At 65.6% G+C, this 4,115-nt stretch carries 5 protein-coding genes, 1 rRNA gene and 1 pseudogene; 5 read left to right on the top strand and 2 right to left on the bottom strand.

Going from position 1 to position 4,115, the window contains the following annotated elements; all coding sequences use genetic code 11:
• The 4 genes from rrf to C5E41_RS35640 all read left to right on the top strand — a co-directional run.
• Positions 1-79 (top strand): 5S ribosomal RNA (gene rrf, locus C5E41_RS36360); the annotation flags it as partial.
• A gap of 266 nt (positions 80-345) precedes the next feature.
• The gene (locus C5E41_RS32710) at positions 346-1,089 is read left to right on the top strand and encodes a rhomboid-like protein (RefSeq protein ID WP_104379531.1); all 744 of its coding nucleotides are present in this window, start codon (positions 346-348) and stop codon (positions 1,087-1,089) included.
• A 45-nt stretch (positions 1,090-1,134) separates the two neighbouring features.
• On the top strand, positions 1,135-1,824 hold the full coding sequence (gene nucS, locus C5E41_RS32705) for an endonuclease NucS (RefSeq protein WP_104379530.1): 690 nt from the start codon (positions 1,135-1,137) through the stop codon (positions 1,822-1,824).
• Between the two features lie 8 nt (positions 1,825-1,832).
• Positions 1,833-2,135, top strand: coding sequence for an ATP/GTP-binding protein (locus C5E41_RS35640; protein WP_104379529.1), 303 nt, complete (start codon positions 1,833-1,835; stop codon positions 2,133-2,135).
• Positions 2,136-2,262: 127 nt separating this feature from the next.
• On the opposite strand, the gene C5E41_RS32695 is transcribed toward C5E41_RS35640, so the two are convergent.
• Together C5E41_RS32695 and mce are read right to left on the bottom strand one after the other, a co-directional pair.
• Positions 2,263-3,255 carry a hypothetical protein gene (locus C5E41_RS32695; protein WP_104379528.1) on the bottom strand — a complete coding sequence of 331 codons (993 nt, stop codon included), beginning with the start codon at positions 3,253-3,255 and terminating at the stop codon, positions 2,263-2,265.
• An 86-nt stretch (positions 3,256-3,341) separates the two neighbouring features.
• On the bottom strand, positions 3,342-3,812 hold the full coding sequence (gene mce, locus C5E41_RS32690; protein WP_104379527.1) for a methylmalonyl-CoA epimerase: 471 nt from the start codon (positions 3,810-3,812) through the stop codon (positions 3,342-3,344).
• Between the two features lie 155 nt (positions 3,813-3,967).
• Here mce and C5E41_RS32685 point away from each other — a divergent pair.
• Positions 3,968-4,115 (top strand): annotated as a pseudogene (locus C5E41_RS32685) (acetyl-CoA C-acyltransferase); the annotation flags it as partial.

Below are 4,115 nucleotides of genomic sequence, written 5' to 3'. Positions count from 1 at the left end.
TCCGAACCCGGAAGCTAAGGCCACCTGCGCCGATGGTACTGCACTCGACAGGGTGTGGGAGAGTAGGACACCGCCGGAACATACATTCAGGGAGGCCCCCAACCAGCAGGTTGGGGGCCTCCCGCATATCCGGACCCGGTCGGGTCGATGCGCGCGTCGCCGGCCGGGCGACTTGCGTGACTCGCCCGGAGTATCTTCGGGTGAATGGGATCGGTTCGGGTGGGTATGCCCGGGTTCACAGGACTTTCCTAAGTAAGCCTGACACCATTCGTGAGATCGATCGGGATCATGGATGGTGTCGACCCGGTGCAATCGGTACCGGTCTGGTAGCGGAAGGTGATCCGAATGGTTCTACTCCAGGAGCCGGCCACACAGTCAGCACTGGAGTCCGGCCCCGCGCAGGTCGGCCGTTCCCTCACGCTGCGGGATCGATTCAAGCTGCCGATGACCTACAGCTACGGCGCCCTGCTCATCGCGGTGACCGTTCTGGTGTCGGTACTCAGCGATACGCAGCAGGCCCGCGTCATCCAGCATGCGAGTACCAATCTGCACAATCTACTGGCTGGACGGTTCGGCACCCTGTTCTCCAGTGCGTTCGTCATCGGTGACGGCACTGCGGGCGCGCTGCTCATCCCGCTGCTGGTCTGTCTGCTCATTCTGGCGGAATGGCGGTTCGGCGCCCTGTCGCTGCTGCGGATCTTCATCGCCGGCCATATCGGCGCCACACTCCTCGTCGCCGGTGGCCTGTGGGTGGCGGTGAGCGTGAAATGGCTGCCGACGAGTATTTCCCTCGCCGAGGACGTCGGCGTCAGCTACGGCGCGCTGGCGGTCATCGGTTCGCTGATGGTGGTTCTGCCCGCCAAGTGGCGACCGACGTGGGCCATCTCGCTCGGTGCTGTCGCCGTCGCGGGCGTCGTCATGGGCCAAACCTTCACCAATGTCGGGCATCTGATCGCCCTGACGATCGGGCTGCTCACCGGGTGGTTGCTGTTGCGCGGTGGTCATGCCCGCGCTCACCGGCTCAATCGGTTCGAGACGGTTCTGCTCGTCGTCGCGGCCGTACTCGGATACATCTTGCTCGTCGGCTGATCGCCCCGCGCGCAAGCGGTCTCGGCGAGGGCCTAAACTCGACCGGTGCGCCTTGTGATTGCTCGTTGCCAGGTCGATTACGTGGGTCGGCTCACCGCACATCTCCCGATGGCCCGTCGGCTGCTGATGATGAAAGCGGACGGCTCGGTGCTGGTGCATTCCGACGGCGGTTCCTACAAGCCGCTGAACTGGATGAGTCCGCCCTGCTGGTTGGAAGAGCGCGAGACCGATGTCGAGACGATGCCCGACGGCTCCCAGCTCTGGGTGGTGACCAACAAAGCCGGTGAGGAGCTGCGGATCACCGTCGAGAACATCGAACACGACTCCGCGCACGAACTGGGCGTGGATCCCGGGCTTGTGAAGGACGGGGTCGAGGCCCATCTCCAGGAGCTGCTCGCCGAACACATCGGCACGCTGGGTGACGGCTATACGCTGATCCGCCGCGAATACATGACGGCCATCGGCCCCGTGGACATCCTGTGCCGTGACGCCGACGGCGCCACCGTCGCGGTGGAGATCAAACGCCGGGGCGAGATCGACGGGGTGGAGCAGCTCACCCGGTATCTGGAATTGCTGAACCGGGATCCGCTGCTGGCGCCGGTCACCGGTGTCTTCGCGGCACAGCAGATCAAACCGCAGGCGCGGACCTTGGCGACCGATCGCGGGATCCGCTGCGTCACACTCGATTACAATGCGCTGCGCGGTACCGACAGCACCGAATTCCGGTTGTTCTGAGGGCGCTCGTGCCACGCCGGAAACCTCGTCCGAAATCGTCGCGGCTCCCTCGGGAGCCGCGGCCCATCGGTGATGTCTTCGGGCGTACCGAGGATGGGCCCGGTGGCTCGGAAACCTTCGTGGTGCGCACTATCCCGGGTTCCCGTGCGGCGAAGACCTACCGATGCCCCGGCTGCGATCACGAGATCCCGCCCGGCACAGCGCATATCGTGGCGTGGCCGGCCGACGGCGGCGAAAACGACCGTCGCCATTGGCATTCCGGCTGCTGGCGCGGGCGCCACACCCGCACGATCACGCGGCGCTGGTCGTAACGGGGCCCGGGTACGGGCATGGTCGTAACCCGGCCGGGGTGCGGGCAGAGGGAAGGCCGCCCCCGCGGTGCGGGAGCGGCCTCGAAACGGGTGGTGAATGTGTCGCCCTGAGGGGTGGCGCGTGTTGTCAGCTCGAGACTTCGGCGCTTTCGCGCTCTTCGTCGACGGACTCTTCGTCTTCCGCCTTGACCTCGGGGATGGCCTTCTGCCGGCCGGAACCGGACTGCTTACCGGACAGCGAACGCTGTTCCGGTGCGCCGTCGAGCAGTTCGCTTTCGCGGTTGACCGCGGCCAGCATGGCCGGGACCGAATCGAGCTGGCCGCGAATACCCAACAGCTGGGCCAGAACTCGGCCGCGCAGGACGCGCATCTCCTCGGCCAGTTCCTTCGCGTGCGCGATCTTGCGCTCGGCGGACTGGGTGGCGGAGGTGACCAGGCGGTTGGCCTCGTCGGTGGCCTCTTTGATGCGCTGGGCGGCGTCGGAGCGGCTGGATGCCTCCAGCTCCTCCATGGCCTTGGTCAGCTTGGTGCGCTTCTCGGCCATGGTGGCCTCGAAGTCCTGCTGGGCGGCCTTGCGCTTGGCCTCGGCCTCCTTGGTGATGCGGGTGGCGTCGGCCTGGGCGGCCTCGACGATCTTGGCCGACTCGGCGCGCGCGTTCGACAGCGTCTGCTCGAATTCGACCTCGAGCGCCTCGCGCTTCTCCTTGGTCTCGGCCAACAGGGATTCGTACTTGCCACGCATCTCGGTGGCCTGCTGCTCCGCGATGGAGATCATCTCGGCGGCCTCGGCCTGCGCCTGCGCGCGGACCTCGGACGCCTCGTCGGATGCCAATCGCAGCATCCGGGAGATTCGGTCGCTCATGCCTTCCGCGGTGGTGGGCGGAACCGACAGGCGATCGACTTCCTTGCGAAGCTCATCGATCTCGTCGCGGGCGTCCTCCAGCTGGGCGGCCAGGTTACGAGCCTGAGCGGCGGCGGCATCGCGATCTGTTGCGGTGACCCTCAGCTCGGCATCGAAGCGGTCGAAGTAATTGCGTACTTCGTCACGGTCGTAGCCTTTACGTACTACCGTGAAAGGCAACGCGACGAAGCGATTGCGATCGGGCTCAGTGGACGACATGCCCCACAAACTACAGCCTGTCGACCCACCATGGTGAGTCGACTGCGAATGTCGTTACGAACTGTTTCTGCGGCCGGATTCCGGTACTAGTGAGTAGGATTCGCCGCCGGTTCGACGAGTTCGACGAGCACACCGCCAGCATCCTTGGGGTGGATGAAATTGATGCGCGAGTTTGCGGTTCCGGCGCGGGGGGCGTCGTACAGCAAACGGATGCCGCGGCCTCGCAGGAAAGTAGCTACCGCGTCGATATCGGTCACGCGGTAGGCCAGTTGCTGCAATCCGGGGCCGTTGCGGTCGATGAACTTGGCGATCGTGGACTCCTCGTTCAGCGGCGCCAGCAACTGCAGAGCAGTGGCGTCGTCGCCGGAACCGGGCAGCGACAGCATCGCCTCGTGCACGCCCTGGGCCTCGTTGACCTCACGGTGGGTTTCGACCATGCCGAGATTGTCCGAATACCACGCCACGGCGGTATCGAGATCGGGCACGGCGACGCCGACGTGATCGACGGCGATGACGTAATCGGCGGGAATGAATGTGGACGTATCGGTAGTGCTCACTCTACGAAGGTAGCGCGCACCTACTTGGAGCTGCCGGGACGGGAAGGGTTACCGTTGAGTACGAGAGCGGCCCGTCGCCGAGTACGAGGGCGGCACGCCGCTGAGTACCAGGGCGGCAGCCGCCGCGTCCCCGAATGTGAGAAGCGAGGTTCATCGTGGCCACCACCTCTGTCATAGTTTCCGGCGCCCGTACTCCGGTGGGTCGGTTGCTTGGTGGGTTGTCCGGGTTCTCCGGGTCGGATCTGGGTGGTTTCGCCATCAAGGCGGCGCTGGAGCGTGGTGGGGTGGCGCCCGAGCAGGTCG

Source organism: Nocardia nova, from assembly GCF_002933465.1.
GTDB classification, from domain to species: Bacteria; Actinomycetota; Actinomycetes; order Mycobacteriales; family Mycobacteriaceae; genus Nocardia; species Nocardia nova_B.
The sequence above is the reverse complement of the archived record's forward strand: the minus strand, read 5'-3'. Positions and strand labels throughout refer to the sequence as shown.